General features: G+C 42.7%; 15 protein-coding genes, 4 pseudogenes and 1 riboswitch. Of the genes and pseudogenes, 8 read left to right on the forward strand and 11 right to left on the reverse strand.

Annotated features, from left to right (window positions below; all coding sequences use genetic code 11):
* Positions 1 to 88: 88 nt before the first annotated feature.
* Both F891_RS02435 and F891_RS02440 read right to left on the reverse strand, forming a co-directional pair.
* The gene (locus tag F891_RS02435) at positions 89 to 1,891 is read right to left on the reverse strand and encodes an acyl-CoA dehydrogenase C-terminal domain-containing protein (protein ID WP_005261860.1); all 1,803 of its coding nucleotides are present in this window, start codon (positions 1,889 to 1,891) and stop codon (positions 89 to 91) included.
* Positions 1,892 to 2,192: 301 nt separating this feature from the next.
* Positions 2,193 to 2,786, reverse strand: a complete 594-nt coding sequence (locus tag F891_RS02440) for a hypothetical protein (RefSeq protein WP_005261862.1) — start codon at positions 2,784 to 2,786, stop codon at positions 2,193 to 2,195.
* A gap of 135 nt (positions 2,787 to 2,921) precedes the next feature.
* Between F891_RS02440 and baeS the strand changes: the two genes are divergently transcribed.
* Complete coding sequence (gene baeS, locus F891_RS02445) at positions 2,922 to 4,574, forward strand: sensor histidine kinase efflux regulator BaeS (RefSeq protein WP_005261864.1); 1,653 nt, start codon at positions 2,922 to 2,924, stop codon at positions 4,572 to 4,574.
* Positions 4,575 to 4,587: 13 nt separating this feature from the next.
* The gene (locus F891_RS02450; protein ID WP_005261866.1) at positions 4,588 to 5,274 is read left to right on the forward strand and encodes a response regulator; all 687 of its coding nucleotides are present in this window, start codon (positions 4,588 to 4,590) and stop codon (positions 5,272 to 5,274) included.
* Between the two features lie 326 nt (positions 5,275 to 5,600).
* On the opposite strand, the gene F891_RS02455 is transcribed toward F891_RS02450, so the two are convergent.
* The 6 genes from F891_RS02455 to F891_RS02480 form a co-directional block, all read right to left on the reverse strand.
* A complete protein-coding gene (locus tag F891_RS02455; RefSeq protein ID WP_005261868.1) occupies positions 5,601 to 5,957 on the reverse strand; it encodes a hypothetical protein in 357 nt (118 codons plus the stop codon).
* A gap of 18 nt (positions 5,958 to 5,975) precedes the next feature.
* Positions 5,976 to 7,421: a protein adenylyltransferase SelO gene (locus F891_RS02460; RefSeq protein WP_005261870.1), complete on the reverse strand. Its 1,446-nt coding sequence runs from the start codon at positions 7,419 to 7,421 to the stop codon at positions 5,976 to 5,978.
* Positions 7,422 to 7,553: 132 nt separating this feature from the next.
* The gene (locus F891_RS02465; protein WP_004647507.1) at positions 7,554 to 8,720 is read right to left on the reverse strand and encodes an acyl-CoA desaturase; all 1,167 of its coding nucleotides are present in this window, start codon (positions 8,718 to 8,720) and stop codon (positions 7,554 to 7,556) included.
* A 440-nt stretch (positions 8,721 to 9,160) separates the two neighbouring features.
* A complete protein-coding gene (locus tag F891_RS02470) occupies positions 9,161 to 9,874 on the reverse strand; it encodes a glycerophosphodiester phosphodiesterase (protein WP_005261873.1) in 714 nt (237 codons plus the stop codon).
* A 142-nt stretch (positions 9,875 to 10,016) separates the two neighbouring features.
* Positions 10,017 to 10,601 carry a cob(I)yrinic acid a,c-diamide adenosyltransferase gene (locus F891_RS02475; RefSeq protein ID WP_005261875.1) on the reverse strand — a complete coding sequence of 195 codons (585 nt, stop codon included), beginning with the start codon at positions 10,599 to 10,601 and terminating at the stop codon, positions 10,017 to 10,019.
* A gap of 102 nt (positions 10,602 to 10,703) precedes the next feature.
* Positions 10,704 to 12,539 carry a TonB-dependent receptor plug domain-containing protein gene (locus F891_RS02480; protein ID WP_005261876.1) on the reverse strand — a complete coding sequence of 612 codons (1,836 nt, stop codon included), beginning with the start codon at positions 12,537 to 12,539 and terminating at the stop codon, positions 10,704 to 10,706.
* 36 nt (positions 12,540 to 12,575) lie between these two features.
* Positions 12,576 to 12,787, reverse strand: a riboswitch (cobalamin riboswitch).
* 145 nt (positions 12,788 to 12,932) lie between these two features.
* On the opposite strand from F891_RS02480, the gene F891_RS02485 reads away from it, so the two are divergent.
* The gene (locus F891_RS02485; protein WP_005261878.1) at positions 12,933 to 13,577 is read left to right on the forward strand and encodes a phosphoribosylanthranilate isomerase; all 645 of its coding nucleotides are present in this window, start codon (positions 12,933 to 12,935) and stop codon (positions 13,575 to 13,577) included.
* On the forward strand, positions 13,558 to 14,802 hold the full coding sequence (gene trpB, locus F891_RS02490) for a tryptophan synthase subunit beta (protein ID WP_005261881.1): 1,245 nt from the start codon (positions 13,558 to 13,560) through the stop codon (positions 14,800 to 14,802). The genes F891_RS02485 and trpB overlap by 20 nt, the downstream gene beginning before the upstream one ends.
* A gap of 125 nt (positions 14,803 to 14,927) precedes the next feature.
* Here trpB and F891_RS02495 read toward each other — a convergent pair.
* Positions 14,928 to 15,926: pseudogene (locus F891_RS02495) on the reverse strand (AMP-binding protein); the annotation flags it as partial.
* Between the two features lie 95 nt (positions 15,927 to 16,021).
* On the opposite strand from F891_RS02495, the gene F891_RS02500 reads away from it, so the two are divergent.
* Positions 16,022 to 16,885 carry an IS982 family transposase gene (locus tag F891_RS02500; RefSeq protein ID WP_004729973.1) on the forward strand — a complete coding sequence of 288 codons (864 nt, stop codon included), beginning with the start codon at positions 16,022 to 16,024 and terminating at the stop codon, positions 16,883 to 16,885.
* A 4-nt stretch (positions 16,886 to 16,889) separates the two neighbouring features.
* Here the strand turns inward: F891_RS02500 and F891_RS02505 are convergent.
* A pseudogene (locus F891_RS02505) lies at positions 16,890 to 17,552 on the reverse strand (AMP-binding protein); the annotation flags it as partial.
* Between the two features lie 233 nt (positions 17,553 to 17,785).
* Between F891_RS02505 and F891_RS02510 the strand changes: the two are divergent.
* The gene (locus F891_RS02510) at positions 17,786 to 19,072 is read left to right on the forward strand and encodes a D-arabinono-1,4-lactone oxidase (RefSeq protein WP_005261886.1); all 1,287 of its coding nucleotides are present in this window, start codon (positions 17,786 to 17,788) and stop codon (positions 19,070 to 19,072) included.
* Positions 19,073 to 19,081: 9 nt separating this feature from the next.
* A pseudogene (locus F891_RS02515) lies at positions 19,082 to 19,663 on the forward strand (alanine racemase); the annotation flags it as partial.
* A 19-nt stretch (positions 19,664 to 19,682) separates the two neighbouring features.
* On the opposite strand, the gene F891_RS17150 reads toward F891_RS02515, so the two are convergent.
* Positions 19,683 to 20,773, reverse strand: a protein-coding gene (locus F891_RS17150; protein ID WP_085940413.1) for an IS4-like element ISAba1 family transposase whose coding sequence is annotated in 2 segments (ribosomal slippage) — positions 19,683 to 20,233 and positions 20,233 to 20,773 — 1,092 coding nt in all. Because the reading frame shifts where the segments join, the coding sequence is not laid out codon by codon here.
* Between the two features lie 76 nt (positions 20,774 to 20,849).
* Here F891_RS17150 and F891_RS02525 point away from each other — a divergent pair.
* Positions 20,850 to 21,425, forward strand: a pseudogene (locus tag F891_RS02525) (hypothetical protein); the annotation flags it as partial.
* Between the last annotated feature and the right edge of the window lie 85 nt (positions 21,426 to 21,510).

Consider the following 21,510-nt stretch of genomic DNA (forward strand, 5'->3'; position numbering starts at 1 on the left):
AGGTTAATTCTGTAACTCTTTATAAAGAAAAAGGACTGCCTGTTGATTGACCGTCCTTTTTCTGAAATGTAGCTAGTCTGAGACTAACTTAGAATGCAAAGTGTTCCGCATCCAGGTTCATCAATGGCTCTACACCTGTCGCAATCACTTCAACGTGTGAACGAACGCGTGGCAGGATTTTCTTGAAGTAGAAGCGTGCTGTCGTCACTTTGGCATTGTAGAAATCAACCTCAGTGGTGCCCGCAGCCAGTTGCTCCTGAGCAACCAATGCCATACGTGCCCATAGGTAAGCTAGAGTGACATAACCAGAGAAGTACAGGTAATCCACTGCAGCCGCACCGACTTCTTCAGGGTTTTGCATTGCACGCATACCAATTTGCATAGTCAGGTCGCCCCATTCTTTGTTCAAGGCAGCCAATGGTTCAATGAATTCTTTCATTGCAGCATTGTCTTTGTGCGCTTCAGCAAATTTATGGATGATCTTAGTGAAGTCTTTCAACATTGCACCTTGCGTACCCAATACTTTACGGCCTAACAAGTCAAGTGATTGGATCTCGGTTGTTCCTTCATAAATAGTAGAGATGCGTGTATCACGTACAATTTGCTCCATACCATATTCAGAAATAAAACCATGCCCACCTAACACTTGAACGCCATGTTTTGCAGACTCTGAACCTGTTTCGGTTAAGAACGCTTTTGCGATTGGAGTTAGGAGCGATAAGATGTTGTCAGAAGCTTTACGTTCCTCTTCTGTTGCCGCTTGTTCAACGATATCTGCATGTAGACACAATAGATACACTAGCGCGCGACCACCTTCTGCAAATGCTTTTTGCGTCAACAGCATGTTGCGTACCGCAGGATGCACAATGATTGGATCTGCTTCTTTTTCAGGTACTTTCGGGCCAGAAAGAGAGCGCATTGCCAGACGATCTTTTGCGTATGCAAGCGCGCCTTGGAATGAACCTTCAGATGCTGCAAGACCTTGAACTGCTGTACCGATACGTGCTGTGTTCATGAACGTGAACATGCAGTTCAGGCCGCGGTTTTCAGGTCCAATCAGAAAACCTTTCGCGTTTTGAAAGTTTAGCACACAGGTGGCGTTACCATGAATTCCCATTTTATGTTCGATAGAACCACAACGAACTGCGTTACGCTCTCCTAAAGAGCCATCTGCATTTACATTGAACTTCGGTACGATAAATAAAGAAATACCTTTGGTGCCTTTAGGTGCACCTGGCAAACGTGCCAATACAATGTGCACGATGTTTTCTGCCATGTCATGTTCGCCAGCAGAGATAAAAATTTTCTCGCCAGTGATGGCATAACTACCGTCGGCCTGAGGTTCGGCCTTGGTGCGAATAATACCTAAATCAGAACCTGCATGTGATTCGGTTAAACACATGGTACCCGTCCATTCACCTGAAACCAGTTTAGGCAGGTAAGCGTCTTTTTGTTCATCTGAACCGTGATGTTCTAAAGTACGTACGGCACCATGAGAAAGACCTGGGTACATGCCCCATGCCCAGTTTGCTGTACCTATCATTTCTGAAATCACGTTTCCTAGAGAAACAGGTAGAGCTTGACCGCCATATTGTTCTTCAGCAGACAGCGATGGAAAGCCAAGTTCGATGTATTTTTGGTACGCTTCTTTAAAGCCAGTCGGAGTCGTGACAACGCCGTCATTCCAGGTACAACCTTCACGGTCACCGGTCTGGTTGATCGGAGACAATTCGTTTTCACAGAAGTCGGCCGCAGCTTCTAAGTACTGATCTACTAGCTCACGGCTTACGTTTTCTTGGAATGCAGGGAGATTTGCATAGTGTTGTTCAGCATTTAATAATTCATGCAACACAAATTGCATATCACGTAAAGGCGCTTTGTATTGTGGCATATCGGTTTCCTCAATACTGGTTGAACCAGCGTTATAATCTTAGATGAACTAAAACCTGTCTTCATTGACACGGTTTGGAATGATCTAATCGTGCAACAACTTCCCCTGCGGTACAAGCTTTTCGGGGTGTTTTCTTGGTGACTGTAAAGTCAAAGATTAATCTGTATGATGCATTAAAGGTCTTGAGTATAAAGACTTTAGTCATATTCTGCAGGAAAGGAATAGTCAACTGTATGCATGAAAGAGCACGCAATAAAAAAGCACCCGAAGGTGCTAGTCGTGAAGCCTTGATTCCTATGCATTAATAAGCAGAGACTGTAGGCTGGAAACGGACATGACATTTGCCATTGATGGTTTGTTCACCCATCTTGATCTGTGCAGCAGTCCCGTCTTTTTTGCTTTGACAGGCTTGTAGCATGGCTTGTTGATGTGCCTGGTGTTGAGCGAGGCGCTGATCAAACTGTTTAGTCAATTCTGCACGTTTGGCATCCGTCAAGACTTCACCGTGCATCATGCCTCTACGCATATCGGCACGCATCGGACGATGCTCAGCTTTCATGTCGCGATGGCTTTTCATCTCTTTATGATCTGCTTTAAAGACCATCTTGCAGGTGCCGTCTATGGTTTTATCGCCAGTCTTGATTTGAACAGCCGAGCCCACAGCTTTATTGTCGCAGGCCTGTTGAAGCTGTTTGGCAAACTGCATGCGTTCTGCACGCTTTGCCTTAAACTGTTCACGCTGTTCGGGAGTTAGATGCTGTTTTTTGCCTTCATGATGTTTCATCATATGGGGGTGATCATTGTTTGGGACATTACTGGTGGATTGACAGGCAGTCAACGCACCCATTGATAAAACACTTGCACTGATTAAAGCTATTTTTGTCATGGTTTGCATTGTATTTATCCCCGTCAAGAAGCTGATTCTATGTCAGATAAAGATTAAACAATAAAGATGAAGAAACAATGAAGAGTTTTTTGCTGCGGTGTTCGCTACAATAATGAATATAGAAGAAAAATTGAGATTTCTATTTTGAACATTCGCCGCATTCCCATTGCATTACGTCTATTTTTGACCGTGCTGTTGACCACGCTGGTCATTACCACGGTAAGTCTGGGTGTATTGCATCTGAATATGCAGCGTAATTTCGCCCGTTATGTCGCTGATGTCGAAATGCAGAAGCTGGATTATGTGATTGAAAATCTGGCAGATGTCTATGCAGTCTATCAGGACTGGGGCAATGCGATTCAGGCACAGATCCTCCAGATGGAAGGTGAAGCCGCACCGGATGATTATGACCGTTTGTCACGCTGGTGGTTACGCCGTCAGTATGATATTGCCTTGCAGCAGCGTTATTTTCAGGAACAGACTCTGGCTCAGGTCGCACCCAGTATGGTAGATCCGGCGCTGCCACAACGTCAGGTCAATGAAGAAGAATTACGTGTGCTGGCATCTAATTTGCCTTCACAGTTTCAGCCCTTTGAAGGCTTGAAATTCCCGCTCAGCTCCAATCAGAATCTGTTTAGGGCTGATCGCAAGAATGGGGAACAGCCAGCACAGCAGCCGACCGGCAAGAAACAGTTTATCCAGATGCCGGATCGTCTTGGTCTCAGTTCACGTCTTTCTCTGTATGATGCCAAGCGTCGTTTTGTGGTCGGTGAGGCTTCGGATGAGCAGGTCTCTTATCGCCCAATTATGGTGAATAACCAGATTGTCGGCTATTTGGGCTTAAAACCGGTTCTGGATCAGGATGATGCCTTAAGTATCAATTTCTTTAGTAACCAGAAGCGTTATTTATTTCTGGTTTATGCACTCAGTATTTTGGCGAGTCTGATTGCGTCCTTGTTATTGGCGACTTATTTTAAAAAGCCGATTCAACGTTTGCTCAATGGTACACGTGCCTTGACCCAAGGAAATTATCAATATCAGGTTAAAGTGAACCGGAATGATGAATTAGGTGATTTATCCAATGAATTAAATGCATTGGCGGTGATTCTGGATCAGCATGAAACCTCACGCCGTCAGTGGGTGGCAGATACCTCGCATGAGTTAAAAACGCCACTAGCAGTCTTACAGGCACAGATTGAAGCGATGCAGGACGGGATTCGTAAACCAACGCCTGAACATTTTGCATCCATGCTGGCTCAGGTAAACAGCTTGAAAAAACTGACCCAAGATCTGGCCGCGCTGGCACAGGCCGATGCCCAGCAATTACAATTCTATTTTTCGACGGTGAATCCGTGGGAGGTGGTGCAGCAGGAACTCATCAACTTCCAGCCGAATTTTGAGCAGGCTGAATTGACGGTCAATGCAGACGGTGAGGGGACTGAGTTAAATCTGGATCTGGATCGTTTTAAACAGATTGTGGCGAACTTGCTCAGTAACAGTATTCGCTATACTGAAGCAGGCGGGCAGGTGCATATTCATACGACACAAGATGATAAAGAATGGACCTTATATATCGATGATAGTCCGTTTGGTCTGACTGATGAACAACTGGCGCGTATTGGTGAGCGTTTCTACCGTGTCGATGATTCTCGTACCCGGGCGACTGGCGGAACCGGACTGGGTTTGGCATTATCATGTAAAATTACGCAGGCGCTGGGCGGCAGCTTAAGCTTTGCACATTCACCACTGGGTGGTTTACGATGCAAGCTGAGCTTTCCTAAACAAGTGAAACCATAAAGGAAATATATTGATGAAACATGTCATGCTGGTTGAAGATGAAATCGAACTTGCACAGTTGGTGCGAGACTATCTGGAAGCTGCTGGTTTTGAGGTCAGTATGTTTCATGATGGGCAGGAAGCATATAACAGTTTTACCCAGCGTAAACCGAGTCTGATGATTTTGGACTTGATGGTGCCGCGTATGGATGGTCTGACCATTTGCCGTAAAGTCCGTGAACAGTCGGATTTGCCAATTATCATGGTGACCGCGCGTACTGAAGAAATTGACCGTGTGTTGGGTCTGAATATGGGTGCAGATGATTATCTCTGTAAACCATTTAGTCCGAAAGAACTGGTTGCGCGCGTACAGGCTGTGTTACGTCGTCTGGATCGTAAATCAGAACCGGAAAGCAATGACTTATTCCGTATGGACAAATCACAACAGCGCATCTGGTATCAACAAAAAGCCTTGAATTTAACGCCGACCGAATTCCGTTTGCTGGAGTTATTCGTGGAGCATGTCGGACAGGTCTATTCACGTGCGCAATTGCTGGATCATATTAATCCGGACAGTTTTGATGTGGCAGACCGTGTCATTGACAGTCATATCAAGAATTTGCGCCGCAAGATTTCCGATGCAGCTGAAACCGGCAACCGTCATGAGTGGATTCAGGCGGTGTATGGTGTGGGCTACCGTTTTGAATATCCTGAAGATTGATTAAAAAATAAATGTGGATGTTATTATTAACCATCCACATTTATTTAAACTTGTACTTTCAGAAAATATAAATCGTTAATCTGGTCCCATAAAAACTCATAGTCTTGCATGAGTGTAATATCGTTTCCGTAAGGCTTAGGAGTTCTATAACTTAATATCGTTCCTTCTTTGTACGTACTTTTATGCCTGAAATCAAAATCACGGGTATCATCCGAATATTTTATTTGGTTGCAATAGTGGGCATGATCAGTTGCGAGAATGAAATAACAAATGTCGATTCCATTTCTCTTGTAAAGTTCTAAATTTGAAAGATCTTTAAAGACATCTTAACGGTTGTTAGGTTCCCGATGGTTACTTTTCTTAAAGAATTTTAGTTCTATAGCAGCACAAGTTTGATGATCACCATCTTGATAACGAATTAAAATATCAATTCTTGCTCGCTCAGATTGACTCTTAATACTCGTTGTTTTTAAAGGTAAAAATGTTTCAAACTCTAAATGGAATTTGTCGCTTAACCTAAACTCATACAACTGCCCAAGTGTTTTTAAAATATGTCCTAATTCTAATTGGAAAGCACTTTCGTTATGTGTAATTAATCCTCCAAATGCGAGTTTGTGAGTAAGCAGCTTATATGCTGTTTCAATAATTTCATGTGTCAATTTAGTTTGATCAATTTTTTGCATGTTTTTTGAGTCTATTTATTAAGACGAACAACTCACCATCACTTCAGGCACATCACTTGGCAATGGCGCTAAATCTTCAGGCTGTTCCAAATCGGGCTGTTTCAGGTAAGGCTGACTGAGTAATTTAAACAGACGGTCTACTTCAGAAAAATCATCCCGCTCTGCCAGTTCAATGGCTTTCTGTGCCATATGATTCCGCAGAATATAATGCGGATTGGCCAGTTGCATGGCGGCATCCAATTCTTCTATATCCTGGTGTTCACGGATAGATCTATATTGCGCCAGGAATGCTTCAAACTGGCGTCGGTCCAGACAATCATCTTTAAGGGCTTCATAGTCTTTATTTTGCAACCCGATAAAACTCTGGGTATAGTCTAGTTGCTCACTTTGCAAAATTCGCAGAAAGGCCATAGCGCAGTCAAAACTGTCTTTATGGAAACTTGGCAAGCCCATTTTCTGGTTTAAACCATGTTTATAATGTTCCAAGAATGTTGGTTCATAATGCTCCAGACATGCAGCTAAATCCTGTTTCCATTGTTCTTTGTCATAATCTGTAGGGCAGAGCGGGACCAGATTGTTTAACCATTGCCACAAATTCCAATGTCCGATACTTGGCTGCTGCTGATAGGTATAACGCCCTTGATAATCCGAGTGGTTATTGATCCAGTTCGGACGGAAGCGCTCCATAAAGCCATAAGGACCAAAGTCCAAAGTTGAACCGGTAATATTCAGGTTGTCAGTATTCATCACGCCATGTGCAAAACCAACCAGTTGCCATTTGGCAATCATCACCGCAGTGCGCTGAATAACTTTTGTGGCAAAGCTCAGAATCGGCTGTTCGGCTTGCAGGCATTCTGGATAATGCCATTCGATACATTTCTGGATAAATTCAGCTAGTAGATCTGGCTGATACTGATTGATCCATTCAAAATGGCCGAAACGGATATGACAGTCTGAAGTACGCAACATCATCGCGCCCGGCTCTAGCTTCTCACGCTGAATACCTTGGATTGATGAAGTAAAACCAACTGCATTACTGGATGCTACACCTAAAGCATTTAAGGCATGACCTGCCAGATACTCACGAATGACTGAACGCAGTACTGCACGACCATCGCCCATGCGTGAATAAGGGGTTGCACCAGCACCTTTTAAATGCAGGTCAATGGTCTGATTATTTTTATCCAGAATTTGCGCAATCAACAACCCGCGACCATCTCCCAACTGTCCTGCCCATTGTCCAAACTGATGACCTGCATAGACCATAGCCAAGGGTTCAAATTCAGTAAAAACTTTCTGACCACTACAAATCTCGACCCATTGCGCCTTGTCTTCATCCGACCATTGCAGTTGCTCTGCTAAAGCTGCATTAAAATGTCCGGCTTTCGCACCTTTTAACGGCAGCGGAACTTGATGGTGATAGAGGCGGGCGGGCAGTGTTTGATAGCGAGAGTTAAAATACATGGCATCAGTACAGGATTGGAATAAATTTACTATAACAAAGATAGCTGTATAAAACTGTTGTATAAGCGAGAGTTCACGTTATCTTTCGGACATAAAAAAAGCCCCAATCGGGGCTTTAGTGTTCAACAGCTTTTATTGAGAAACTGCAGATTTTTTCAAATTACGAACCAGTAGATTCAAGGTTTGACGATGATGAGAAAGACGCTGTTCAACCAGCTGGAATTCAACTTTCAGCTTGTCATCCATCTGATGGATTTTTTCAGCCATCGATGCTTTCTTGACCTGAATTTCCTGTTCTTTCAGCTTCGCCCAGTCATTTAAAGTTTGGGTAAATGCATCATATTCCTGTGCGATCTTGGTTTTTACCGCCGAGATATCTTCAGAAACATCATGGCCATATACCGCAAGATCCTGTTCAGCATATTTAAACTTCATTGCCAATTCCGCTTTTTTGATATTAAAGCTAGGAATGCGGCGCAAGTTTTTAGCTAAACCAAGTTTAGAACAAGTCCAGATCAACCATTTAGTTGGATCGTATTGCCACCATTTTACGCCGTTACGGTAATCGTATTGGAAAATGTGGTGATAGTTATGATAACCCTCACCCCAAGTTGCAACCGCGAGTACGAAGTTGTCACGTGCAGTATTTTCGTCGGTATAAGGACGATTTCCCCACATGTGGCATAGCGAGTTAATGAAGAAGGTTACATGATGGCTCAGGATTAAACGCATTAATCCACCCAACAGCAATACGCCCCAGACATCGCCGACTGCCCAGCCAATTGGCAATAAAATCGCGGCATGAACAGCTATTACTAAAGGAACGTAGTATTTGTCCTGAAACATCACCACTTTGTCTTTTAACAGATCTGGCGCATTTTTATAGTTGGCAGCACCAGATGGATAATCACGTAACATCCAGCCAATATGTGCGTACCAGAAGCCTTTATTGATCGAGTACGGGTCTTGATCAACATCATCGACATGACGGTGATGGGTACGGTGACCAGATGCCCAGAATAAAATACTATTCTGTACAGCAAATGTACCCATAATCATCAAGATGATTTTTAATGGTAAAGTGGCTTCATAAGCACGATGTGCCCACAGGCGATGGTATCCTGCTGTAATGCCGAGGCTGCTTACGCCCAGTAAAACAAACATACTGATCCAAGCGGCAGCGCTAAAATCATGGTGATACGCATACAACGGAATCGCAATCAGGGCTACAATCGGTAAAAATACCAATGCAAACACAGCAATCCAGTTGATGGGGGCTTTGGGTAAGGGAGCATTCATCTCCAACAGCACTCCTAGAACCTCGGAAGGTATAACAAAAAGCAGAAACTACTGTTGGTTTTAACAGCAGCCTATCTTGTCCATATTAGCATGTGCCCTAAGGCATCACTAGCATTATTGTACGGTTGTATTGTACTTGTCGGTAACAGAATTAGTAGGGCAGAAGTGACCATTTTGCGAGCGTAGACGGGTTCTGATTTCCTACTAAGTGACTGAGGATTATCACTCTTTCAGAAAATGGAAACCGAATGAATCAGAGGAAAATGGTTGTTCATAATTTCTACAATATTATCAGCAAATTTGCGGAATATAGATGTTGGACAACTTTATTTCACTTTCAAATAAAATCTGATTAAGGACGATTCACGCTTTCCTTATTGTATTATCGACATGAACTGGGTCAAGAAATACCGAGATCAATCAAGGCTAAGAGAGATTATCTAGAGTTGTTGTAGCATCAATTTTGGATAATCGGTAATCAGCCCCTGAATGCCCCAGTCTCGCAGCTGTTTAGCTCGGGTCACATCATTGACCGTCCAGACACTGATATTCAACTCGGCAGCCTGAGTGGCCTGAATCAGGTCTTTACTGGCCAGTTCATCCATCCAGCCAATATGACAGCATCCCAGTTCCAGCGCCTGATCAATGGCCTGATGTTTAACATCGGTTTCAATCAATAAACCGCGTTTTAAACGTGAGTTATGCTGTTTGAAAGCATCCAGAATTTTGGCATCAAAGCTGGTAATAATGGCTGCCTGCTCATAACCTTGTAACTGCTGTTCGACTTCAAACGCGATTTTTTCAGCTGCTGCTTCAGAGTCAACACTTTTAATTTCGACTTCAATATGCTCAAAATTTCGAATGACATTTAAGGTTTGATCGAGCAGTGGGGTTGCTTCGATTTTATTCCATTCTGACCAGGCCATTGCGTGATTATATTGGGTAAGATCTTGACGGTTACACTCATATAGATGCTTCTGCAAACCGGTGGTACGCACAAAGTCGTCATCATGCATGATAATTAAAGCGTTGTCTTTAAGCTGACGGACATCAAACTCAACGGCGCGAATGCCGATCTCCTGAATATATTGAAAACCGCCCAAGGTATTTTCAGGGGCTTCGCCACGTGCACCACGATGTCCAATTATGCGCATAAGATGCTCATGAGTGGGAAAGTTAAGTTCATTTTGCGAGGGCTACGTGACAGAAGGATGACACATTCTATTTTCGTCAGATGCTCTGTAAAATCAAGAGACATCTGACGTGTATTTTTAGATGCTAACTTGAAACATAATTTTACTTTTCGATGCTGTCATTGATATTTTTTTGCCATAGTATTTCGGAGCCGCCCTCAGCACGTTGCAGGGTGCGTGATGCGACAAATAACCAGTCCGATAAACGGTTAAGTAGTTGCAGTGACGCTGCCTGAATATTTTGGTCACGGTGATGCACGGACATCACGCTGCGTTCTGCGCGACGGCAGACTGCACGCGCCTGATGGGCAAAGCTGCACACCAGCGTTCCGGCAGGCAGAATAAAGTCTTTTAACATCGGCAACGCTTCATTCATGCGGTCGATATCATTTTCCAGAAACTCAATCGATACCGATTGCACCAGATTAAAATCTGGAATACATACTTCACCACCCAGATCAAATAGCCAGTGCTGGATCAGGCTTAAAGATTTATCCCAAGTAGCTTGATCTTCAATGTTACTTGCTGAAATTTGTGCACGTAATACGCCAATCACGGCATTTAGTTCGTCGACATCACCGAGTGCTGTGATACGCAAATCATCTTTGGCAACACGTGAGCCATCACCGAGTCCTGTGGTACCTGAATCGCCTGTGCGGGTGTAGATTTTGCTTAAACGGTGGCCCATATGTGTTCCTTGAATTTTTAATGAAGATAATAAAAAAGGATAATGTCGGTCATAACATTATCCATAAACTGCGCTGTTTTAAAGTTTTTTGCTGTTTAGAGCTTAGTATTTAAAGGTGATGCCTGCAGAAGCGAGACGGCCACCGTTCACATAGTACTGGTCGCCAGCGCTATGCACAGTTTTGTATTTCACATCACCGACATTTTCAATGTTAGTAAACAGTTTAACTGTTGGATTAATATTCCAATATGCATTTAAGTCAACACGTGCATAACCTGGAATATCACGACTAAAGTCCTTCGCTTTCGATTTTGCTACCAGTGCAGCACTTAAACCGTAATCGGCATTTTGTAGACCTGTCGATACAGTGAATGACTGACGAGGGCGACGTAATAGCTCTGAATTCTGTTTCGTATCTTCAGTTTTGACATAAGTGTAACCGGCATTAATAAAGAACTGATCTTTTGCCCATTGTGCCGTCAATTCGCCGCCAGTCATCTTGGCTTCATCAATGTTTTGGTTTTGGTAAACAGTAGTTGGAAGCCACTCTTCTCCACAATCAATAATACATTCCGAATTAATTAAATTATCGACTTCCGTATAGAAAGCGGAAGCACCTACTAAAATATTTAATGGAAGTTTTTGATCTATCCCCATTTCATACGAAATGCTTTCTTCAGGCTTCAGTTGATCATTGCCGCCAAAAGCATACATATCATTTAAAGTCGGTGCCTTAAATGCTGAACCAATATTGGTATAAATGCTGGTATTAGGGAGCAGGTGATAACGGATACCACCTTGTGCAACGGTATGTGAGCCAAATTTTTCGTTATCTTCGACACGCACACCCATCTGAGTGCTTAAGCTATTTGTCTGATACTGATGCTGAATATAGTAGCCTGTTGAATTAATATCTTCATCAATAGCCTGGGTTTTTGCATCGGTATTACGCTGGGTAATGCCCAGTAAAACATTTTGTGCTGCTGTGAAATTCCATTTGCCATAGATTTCTGCTTCTTGCGTGGTGCTATGTACAAAGCTGCTTGATGTGACCTGATCTAAGTCATCTTTAAACTGAGATAGACGTGCATTAATTTCAGTGGCTTGTGTTGGGTTAATACGACCTTTTAAGTTTACAATTTTATTTTCAAAATCTTGGCTGGAAAATGCACCCCAATTACTGTATTGGACATTTCCTGAATTTTGACTGTAATCGAGTGATGTTGCATAACGCTCTTTTTCAATACCGAATTTTGCACTATAGCCTTTTTGATCATAACTGTAGTCACGGTTGTCATTGATATTGAATACAGGTGTGCCGTCAGTTTCTAAAACTTGACCGCGAATCTGCGCATACACCCCATTTTCTGCCAAGTCAGCCCCAATAATTGATTTGTAGGTTTGATTCTCACCAATTTCACCTGTTACAAAGGCACTCGTTTTTTCAGGCGTTTTTGTTACAAACTGCACTACACCACCAATTGCGTCTGTACCATAAAGCACAGACGCAGGGCCTTTTAATACTTCAATCTGTTTAAGATCTGTGGTGTCTAAAAAAGGAATAGACGCTGCACCTGTGGTGGCTGTATTTAAACGAACACCATCACGTAGTACTAAAACTTGATTGGAATTGGTACCGCGTAAAAAAATAGAAGTTTGCTGGCCATAACCACCCGATTGCACGACATTAATACTTGGGTCTGTTTTGAGTAAATCTGGTAGTGCTTTAAGAGGTGATTGCTCAAGAATTACAGGTTCAATAATCGAAATACGCGCTGGTACATTTTCAATGTTTTCTGCAGAGCGAGTTGCCGTGACCACAATGGTATCTAAAGATGCTTTCGCAACTTTTTGCTCGTTAGCAAAAACAGATGAAGTGGTACCCAACGCAAGTGCGATCGCACCTACCAAGGCAGTAGGTTGAAATTGAATAGACATGAATTGCTCCCTACATTCACTTCCCCGTGAATGATTGAGTTATAGAACACAACAAGCAGGTTTCCGGACTTAAATGTGCAAAGCAGCGACTTTGCTGTATATCCACCTTCCCACATCAAGATGCAGTGGTGTAAACCGAAGAGTTTAAATTGATAGACGTTTCATTTTTTACCGTTGCGGGGGCAGTGCTGGATTTACACCAGCTTCCCTAAAGCCTGAAGGCTTGGACTTGCTGCAAAGTGAGCGCAGTATAAAGTCAGTATGAGTTATATACAATCTGCATAGAGAATAATCCGGATGAACTTTTACGCAAGTCAGAAAAATTGCATTACAATGATTTGCCCCAATCTTACAGATTGTTCAATACATTGGTAGATCTAGAGCCAACATAATATGCGAACCCGTGCCAAAATTTGTGGAATCACCCGAGTTGAAGATGTACATGCCGTAGTCAATGCCGGCTGTGACGCGATAGGATTTGTATTTTATCCACCGAGTCCACGACATGTTACTTTAGAGCGGGCTGAAATCCTGATTCAGTCGGTTCCAGCTTATGTACAGGCGGTGGGTTTATTTGTGAATAGTCACGCAGATGAAATTCAGGCGATTTTAAATAAAGTACCGCTGGATATTTTGCAATTTCATGGCGATGAAACGCCTGAACAATGTCAGGCCATCGCCCAACAGGTCGGACGCCGCTGGTATAAAGCCATTCAGGTAAAACCTGATCTGGATGCAGTCGCAGAAATTCAAGGTTATCAAGATGCAGGCGCAAGCGCAGTGCTATTAGATGCATGGCATCCTGATCTGAAAGGTGGCACAGGGCACAGCTTCGATTGGGACACATTTCCCAAACTCAATATTCCCTTGATCTTGGCAGGCGGTTTAAATCCTGACAATATTGAACAGGCAATTCTCACCACACAGGCGTATGCCGTCGATGTGAGTGGCGGTGTCGAGTCCGCAAAAGGTATTAAAGACCAACAACTCATAGAACGCTTTATGCAAGGAGTCCATCGTGGATCAGCAAAGTACTAGCCAGAACAGTCAGGCAGTTGACTATACCCAATTCCCGGATGAACGCGGGCATTTCGGTATTCATGGCGGACGTTTTGTGTCAGAAACACTCATGGCGGCTTTAGAAGACTTGGAAAAGCTCTATTTCCGTATGAAAGATGATGCGCAGTTTTTGGCAGAATTTGACCGTGACATGGCGTTTTACGTCGGTCGTCCGAGTCCTTTATATCATGCTGAACGATGGTCGAAAGAGTTGGGTGGCGCACAGATTTACCTGAAACGTGAAGACCTGAACCATACCGGTTCGCACAAAGTAAATAATACAATCGGTCAGGCCTTACTGGCGAAGCTTTCCGGCAAGAAACGTATTATTGCCGAAACAGGGGCAGGCCAGCACGGTGTGGCGACGGCCACCATCGCAGCACGTTTAGGTCTTGAATGCGTAGTATTCATGGGCGCAGACGATGTAAAACGTCAGGCGATGAACGTCTACCGTATGCGTTTATTAGGCGCGACGGTTGTGCCGGTAGAAAGTGGCTCCAAAACATTAAAAGATGCCATGAACGAAGCCATGCGTGATTGGGTGACCAATGTTGATTCAACTTATTACGTGATTGGTACTGTGGCAGGTCCACACCCATATCCGCAACTGGTTCGTGATTTCCAGTCGATCATTGGTCGTGAAGCACGCCGTCAGATTCTGGAACAGGCTGGCCGTTTACCAGATGCCCTGGTAGCATGTGTCGGTGGTGGATCTAATGCAATGGGCTTGTTCTATCCATTCCTGAATGACCAAGATGTGAAAATGTACGGCGTTGAAGCAGCAGGTCATGGGATTGAATCAGGTAAACATTCTGCGCCATTGAATGCCGGTCATGTCGGTGTTCTGCATGGTAACCGTACTTATCTGATGTCGGATGCGCAAGGCCAGATCATCGAAACACATTCAATTTCTGCAGGTCTGGATTATCCAGGTGTGGGTCCGGAACATAGCTTCCTGAAAGATATGGCTCGTGTTAAATACGTACCGATCAATGATCAGGAAGCTTTACAAGGTTTCCGCGACTTGACCAAGATTGAAGGCATTATTCCGGCGTTAGAAAGCGCACATGCTATGGCTTATGTCACTAAACTTGCACCGACCATGGACAAGGATCAAATTATTATTGCGACGGTTTCAGGTCGTGGTGATAAGGACTTGATGACCGTTGCCCGTATTGATGGCGTGGAAATGGTAGAGATGTAAGCTCCTTAAAGTCCTCTCCTTGCAGGAGAGGGTTTGGGAGAGGTTATTTCAATAAAAAATCGTGCTAAGTTTTCTTAGCACGATTTTTTATTGAGTAGATTTTGAAAGAACACGTTTGTATGGAATTAAGAGAATTCACCTTGCGCGCGCTCTTTGGCCCATTCACGTAAAACAAATTTCTGCAATTTTCCGGTCGAAGTTTTTGGAATTTCGGTAATCACCACATCCTTAGGCACTTTAAAACGGGCCAGATGCTCACGGCAAAATTCCATAATTTCTTCTTCAGTGGCCTTGGTGCCTTCTTTGAGCTCAATAAAGGCACAAGGAACTTCCTGCCAGCGTGGATCAGGCTTGGCGACTACCGCTGCAGTCAGCACCGCCGGATGCTGATACAGTACTTCTTCCACTTCAAGCGATGAAATATTTTCTCCGCCAGAAATAATCACATCTTTGGAACGGTCGGTAATTTTGGCATAGCCATCCGGTTGGCATACCGCCAAATCTCCCGTATGGAACCAGCCACCGGCAAAGGCTTCTGCTGTCGCCTCAGGATTTTTCAGATAACCTTTCATCACGATATTGCCACGGAACATGATTTCACCCATGGTCTGACCATCATGTGGCACTTCCTGCATGGTATCCGGATCAAGCACTTTCATGCCATCTTGCAATGGATAAGGTACGCCTTGGCGGGAGTGCAACTGTGCTTGTTCCTGAATAGATAAATCACTCCAGCCGGCTTGGGATGCGCACAGTGCAGAAGGACCGTAGGTTTCTGTCAGGCCGTAGACATGGGTTACGTTAATGCCAATATTGCGCATGCCTTCAATGATTGCTGCTGGAGGTGCGGCACCCGCCACCATCACTTCGACACGGTGATCAATTTTGGTCTTTTTCTCTTCAGGTGTGTTAATCAGCATCGACAGGACAATCGGTGCCCCACAGAAGTAATCGACTTTATGTTCGGCAATCAGTTTAAAGATCAGTTCAGCATCGACTTTACGCAAGCAAACGTTGGTTCCGCCGTTGGCTGCCATGGTCCAGGCAAAGCACCAACCATTACAGTGGAATAGCGGCAGTGTCCATAAATAGGTGGCACGTGGTGTCATGCCACAGGCAATAATAACCTGAGTTCGACATAAAAAATAAATAAAAAAAAGCCTTAGCATCTGTAATATCTTGGTTACGAAGACAAAACATTTCAGAGCAAGGCTTTTTCATGGACTATATTACCGAATTATTTTGTATCTTGGATGATTTCTGCAAAAAGTTTAATGAATCTTTAGAGAAAGCTCTAATTTCTGATCAAAAAACAACAATGAAAAAGTCAGCTTTAAGCTTGTCTGAAGTCATGACCATTGTCATTTTATTTCATAAATCCGGGTTTAGATTTTTCAAATATTTTTATTGTCATATGATCATCCCATTTTGGAAATCAGCTTTTCCCAAGCTTCTTAGTTACAATCGTTTTATTGAAATTATGCCGCGTTGTTTGCAAGCTTTGAGTAGTTTCTTCCATCAAGTTAAAGGAGAAGATACCGGAATTTGTATTATTGATTCGACTAAATTGGTCGTTTGCCATAATCTTAGAATTAAAAGACATCGTGTATTTAAAGGCTTAGCTGGTCGTGGTAAAAGTAGCACAGGTTGGTTTTATGGATTTAAAGTCCATATTGTTATCAACAACTTGGGTGAAATTATTAATCTCAAGATTACATCGGGAAGTGTTCATGATGTTGCTGTACTTGAATCTTTAACCCAAGAGTTAAAAGGTATTTTACTGGGCGATAAAGGCTATCTGAGTAAAGCAAAAACTGAAGCTTTAGCAGCAAGGGGGCTCAGACTATTAACCCCGTCACGCAAGAATATGAAAAATAAACCCATCCAAACTGAAGAAGAAAAACAATTGCTTTGCAGAAGAGGATTGATCGAAACAGTGAATGATCAGTTAAAAAACTTACATCAAATTGACCATTCACGTCATCGTTCGGTGAATAACTTTATGGTGAATATTATGGCTGCTATAGTGGCTTATTGCTTAAATCCAAATAAGCCAACTTTCCAAAACTTGCTAAAAAGCTAAAATATTTCATCGAACTCAGGTTAATATTACTGGCTGCGTTAATGTAGGCACCGCGATGATGATAGACCACGCCTTTCGGGTTGCCTGTGGTTCCAGAGGTATAGCTTAAGCTGATGGCATCCCATTCATCTTGTGGTAGATGCCATTCAAAGTTTGCATCGCCTTGCGCAATCCATTCTTCATATTCAATTTGACCAATACGTTGATCTTCACCTTCAAACTCTACATCGGCCACATCAATGACATAAATGTCTTGTGAAACTAGAGCGAGTGCTTCAGTCGCAAGTGCGGTAAATTCAGGATCGACCAATAACACTTTACTTTCAGCATGTTCTAGCATGAAAGCAAGGGTCTTGGCATCCAGACGGGTATTTAAGGTATTCAGAACTGCGCCTGCCATCGGCACAGCAAAATGCGCTTCGATCATGGCAGGGACGTTAGGCAGTAAGACAGACACGGTATCATTTTTACCGATGCCTAATTTTTGGAGTTGGTTGGCAAACTGACGACAACGGTTGTATTTCTCACGCCAGGTAATACGACGCTTACCGTGAATAATCGCGTTCTGGTTTGGATAGATATAAGCTGCACGATCAAGATAGCGTAAAGGTGATAAGGCTACAAAATTCGCGGGGGTACGCGGTAATTCATCATATGCGCTAACCATTGTAAAACTCCGTTCTATATTTATTTTCATATCCTGTTGAAAAGATATGTATTTCTCAGAAATCTTGCATTTATGCTTTAGTCGAGTACGATTTTACAAATTTTAAGTAATTGAATATTAATAAAAATATTTAACCCTACTTAAATGTTCTGAACGCCTGGGTTCCCAAGTTTGATTTTTTAGGTATTTTACTCTAATTGAGCGATTAAAATAATATCAGCCAAGGAAGAATAATGAAAATACAACAGGCGAATGACGTCTGGCGAAACTGGTCGGGGAGCCAGTTTAGTGCAGTCCATATATTTAAACCAATAAATATCAATGAATTAAGTGGTATGGTGCAGTCGCATGCACATATTCGTGCAGTGGGGGCAGGACATTCCTTTAGCCCATTGGCCAAGACAGATGAGGTGTTGCTTAATCTCGATTTGTTAAAAGGTATCGTTGCCTTTGATCAAGAGAAAACCCAATGCACCGTGCGGGCCGGGACGCGTTTATATGATTTGGGGAAAGATCTGGTACCGATCAATCAGGCCTTAATCAATCAGGGCGATATAGACCAGCAAAGTCTGGCCGGAGCGATTTCTACCGGAACGCATGGCACGGGCATCGATTTACCTTGCATCTCTGCTTTCGTGGAAGGCTTTGAATTACTGACCGCGGATGGAGAGCTGTTGCAATGTCATCGTGAGCAGAATGCTGAGATATTTCAGGCTGGACGGGTGGCGTTGGGCAGCTTGGGCATATTGACCCAAATAACCCTGCAAAATCGACCACGATATAAACTAAAAGAACAGATCCAGCTCTGTTCATTAAAAGACATATTTACCCATATTGGTCAATGGAAACATCAGCACCGACATATTGAGTTTTGGGCTTTTCTGCATGCCGATCAGGTGATACTGAAAACCCTGGATGACACGGAGGATGACATTCAGCCGAGACAGGAAAGCTGGCCTTCGGAAGGTACTTTATTAACCGTATGTTCGGAATTGACGCGACTTTTCCCAAAGACAAATCCCTATCTGCAAAAACTGCTGAGTGTGTTTGTTAAATCGACTTGCTATGTAGATTGGTCATCCCGGATTTTTCCGACCCCGCGCCAGACCAAATTTAATGAAATGGAATATCAGATTCCGGTTGATTCAGGCTTGCAGTGTCTGGACGAGATTCTGCATATTTTACGTAAACATCAGGTGCCGATGTTTTTCCCGATCGAGTTCCGTTATGTCAAAGGCGATGAGATCTGGCTGAGTCCTTTTTATCAGCGTGATTCAGTTTCTATTTCCATCCATCAGTTTTATAAACAGGATTACCATGCCGTATTTGATTTGGTCGAACCTATTTTGCAGAAATATCAGGGACGGCCACATTGGGGGAAATTGCATTCCATGAGCGCAGCTTCACTTCGGAATTTATACCCGAAATGGGACGATTTTATGACGCTGCGTCAGCAACTGGATCCCAAGCAAAAATGGCTAAATCCGTACTTAAAGCAGCTTTTTTTGCCTGAAAATTAGGAAATGGCGATGCAACCGAATTATTTTCAGCAATTAACCCAGGATTTAAAACAGCAGGGAACAGGCACGCCGCAACTGATTTTAGATGTAAAAACTTATCAATATAATTTGGACTATGTACAGTCAAAATTACCTACGCAGTTAAAACCACGCTTGGTGGTGAAATCCTTGGCCAATATGCAGTTGCTTAAACTGGCTAGTGAAAAACTGAATACTCAGCGTTTTATGCTGTTTCATCTTCCGCATCTCGCAGAGATTATCCAAGCCTTTGAACAAGCCGATATTTTGCTGGGTAAGTCTATGCCGATCCGGGCAGTAGAACTGTTTTATCAAAGCAATGGTCAACACGATATTTATATTCAATGGCTGATTGATGATCTGGGGCGATTACAACAATATCTGCAGCTCGCTCAACAACTCGACATCAGTTTGAATGTAAATATTGAAATTGATGTCGGTTTGCATCGTGGTGGAGTACAAAATTCGCAGCAATTTGTGGCATTGCTTAAGCTGATTCAACAACATTCAAAGCATTTAAAACTATCAGGTTTGATGGGCTATGACGCGCATGTCGCAAAGTTACCAAAAATCACTCTGTACACGACAAATTTCACAGAACCCTTATCCTATCAGGGTTCTGCCTTCTTAAAATTGCCAAAATTTCCTTAAACTCTTCTTTTTTCCCAAAACCAATTAAACGCTGAATCGCCATTTGAACATAGTCTAAACCATAGCGAAATAAACTCATTGAGAGTCGTCCATGCTTCTTTATTTTTATCGCTTTTTTTTGATCATGTTGCCATTCACCCGTTAAGTAACACCAACAGAAGCTTATAGCTAACACCGCAATCAATTTTTTCACTCGTCTAGGGTCTGTCAAGCGCGTATTTTCAAGATTAAACCCGCGTCCTTTGAGACAACTGAATAAGGTTTCAATTTCCCAGCGTAATGCATAATCCTGAATAGCATTGGCATTAAACTGAGGAGAAACGACGAGTAAAAGCTCTCCATTTTCTAACTGTAGTGCACTTATATATAGTTTCACCCGACCAACCAAAATCCGTCGTTTACGACATTCAATTTGACCAACTTTAAGATGGCGAAATAAATCACTAATTTTATGATTCTTTCCTAAATGATTGGTGACAATGAAGTTTTTTTAACACGAATGCAGAAGTTGATGTCTTGTTCAATTAACCATGTAAACCACTGCTCACCGATAAACTCTCTGTCTGCGAACACATTCACAATACGGTCTTTACCAAAAATGGCTATAAAGCGTTGAATCAAAGCAATACGCTCTTTCGTATCTGAATTTCCACGTTTATTAAGCAATGTCCAAAGGATAGGTATCGCTATTCCACGATAAACGATTGCGAGCATCAGGATATTAATATTTCGTTTTCCCCATTTCCAATTGGTTCTATCTAAAGTCAGTTGCACTTGGTCGAATGAAAACATATTGAAAATCAACTGAGAAATTTGACGATAATCAAAATACTGACCTGCAAAGAAGCGCTGCATACGTCGATAAAATGATTGTGGTAAGCACTTGATGGGCAAGGCTTTAGATGCAGAAGAAAGATTACATGTTTGCTTTAAAATAATCACAAGCATGATGAGCGCAAAGCACTTTAAATGTGACTTGTTCCATTTTAGATATTTGTTTAAGATAAGATATAACTCATTGAGATGTGTCATAGTATTCGTCGTTAGAAAACAATTATTATGACATTATTTCAATGAGTTATCTATTTTTGTCGTGTACAGAGCAAAAATCATAACAAGTCCTGAAAAAAGTTATCAACAATCGCAACACACTTATCAACACTACAAAGCCATTCTTCAGCAGCAATTCCCGGATTTATGGCATGAGGGTCTGTGCTTTAACGGAGGTGGAAGTCCGACCTTTATGCAGCATTGCCAGCAGAGCGAATGCAATGATCTGGCTTTTGGTTCCATGTTGGTCAAGCCGAGTGATTTTGATTTGGATCATTTATCGGAACTCAAATGTGCACTCTGGATTGCCACTCCAGTATTGAAAGTTTTGCCCTATAGCCAATTGCCCGGTTTGGAGCTACTGAATCATCTTCCACATAAATATAAAGCTTTGTTTGTGTATGGTGGTTATTGGCGAGCAGATTATATTTATCCTGAAAAAAGCCGGCCGCATGTGTTGTATGGCCGCAGCAGCAATCAGGAAATGCTTCAGGTGCCTAAACCGTGTGACATTGCAGTGGATGATTATGTGTTTTTAAGGCCGACTCAGAGTGAAGCGATTATTCCGCAATTCGCTCAGCTTTATGCTTACATACAGAGCAAATTCGAAATATGGGATAGCTTTAGAGAATAAAAACAAAGCCGAAAATTTCCTGATCTGAGTAAAGGCAAAGTATTGGCAAATAAATTCAAAATGAGCCAAATCGCGAATTTTCTAG

The organism is Acinetobacter sp. CIP 101966, from assembly GCF_000369725.1.
Classification (GTDB): Bacteria; Pseudomonadota; Gammaproteobacteria; order Pseudomonadales; family Moraxellaceae; genus Acinetobacter; species Acinetobacter lwoffii_Q.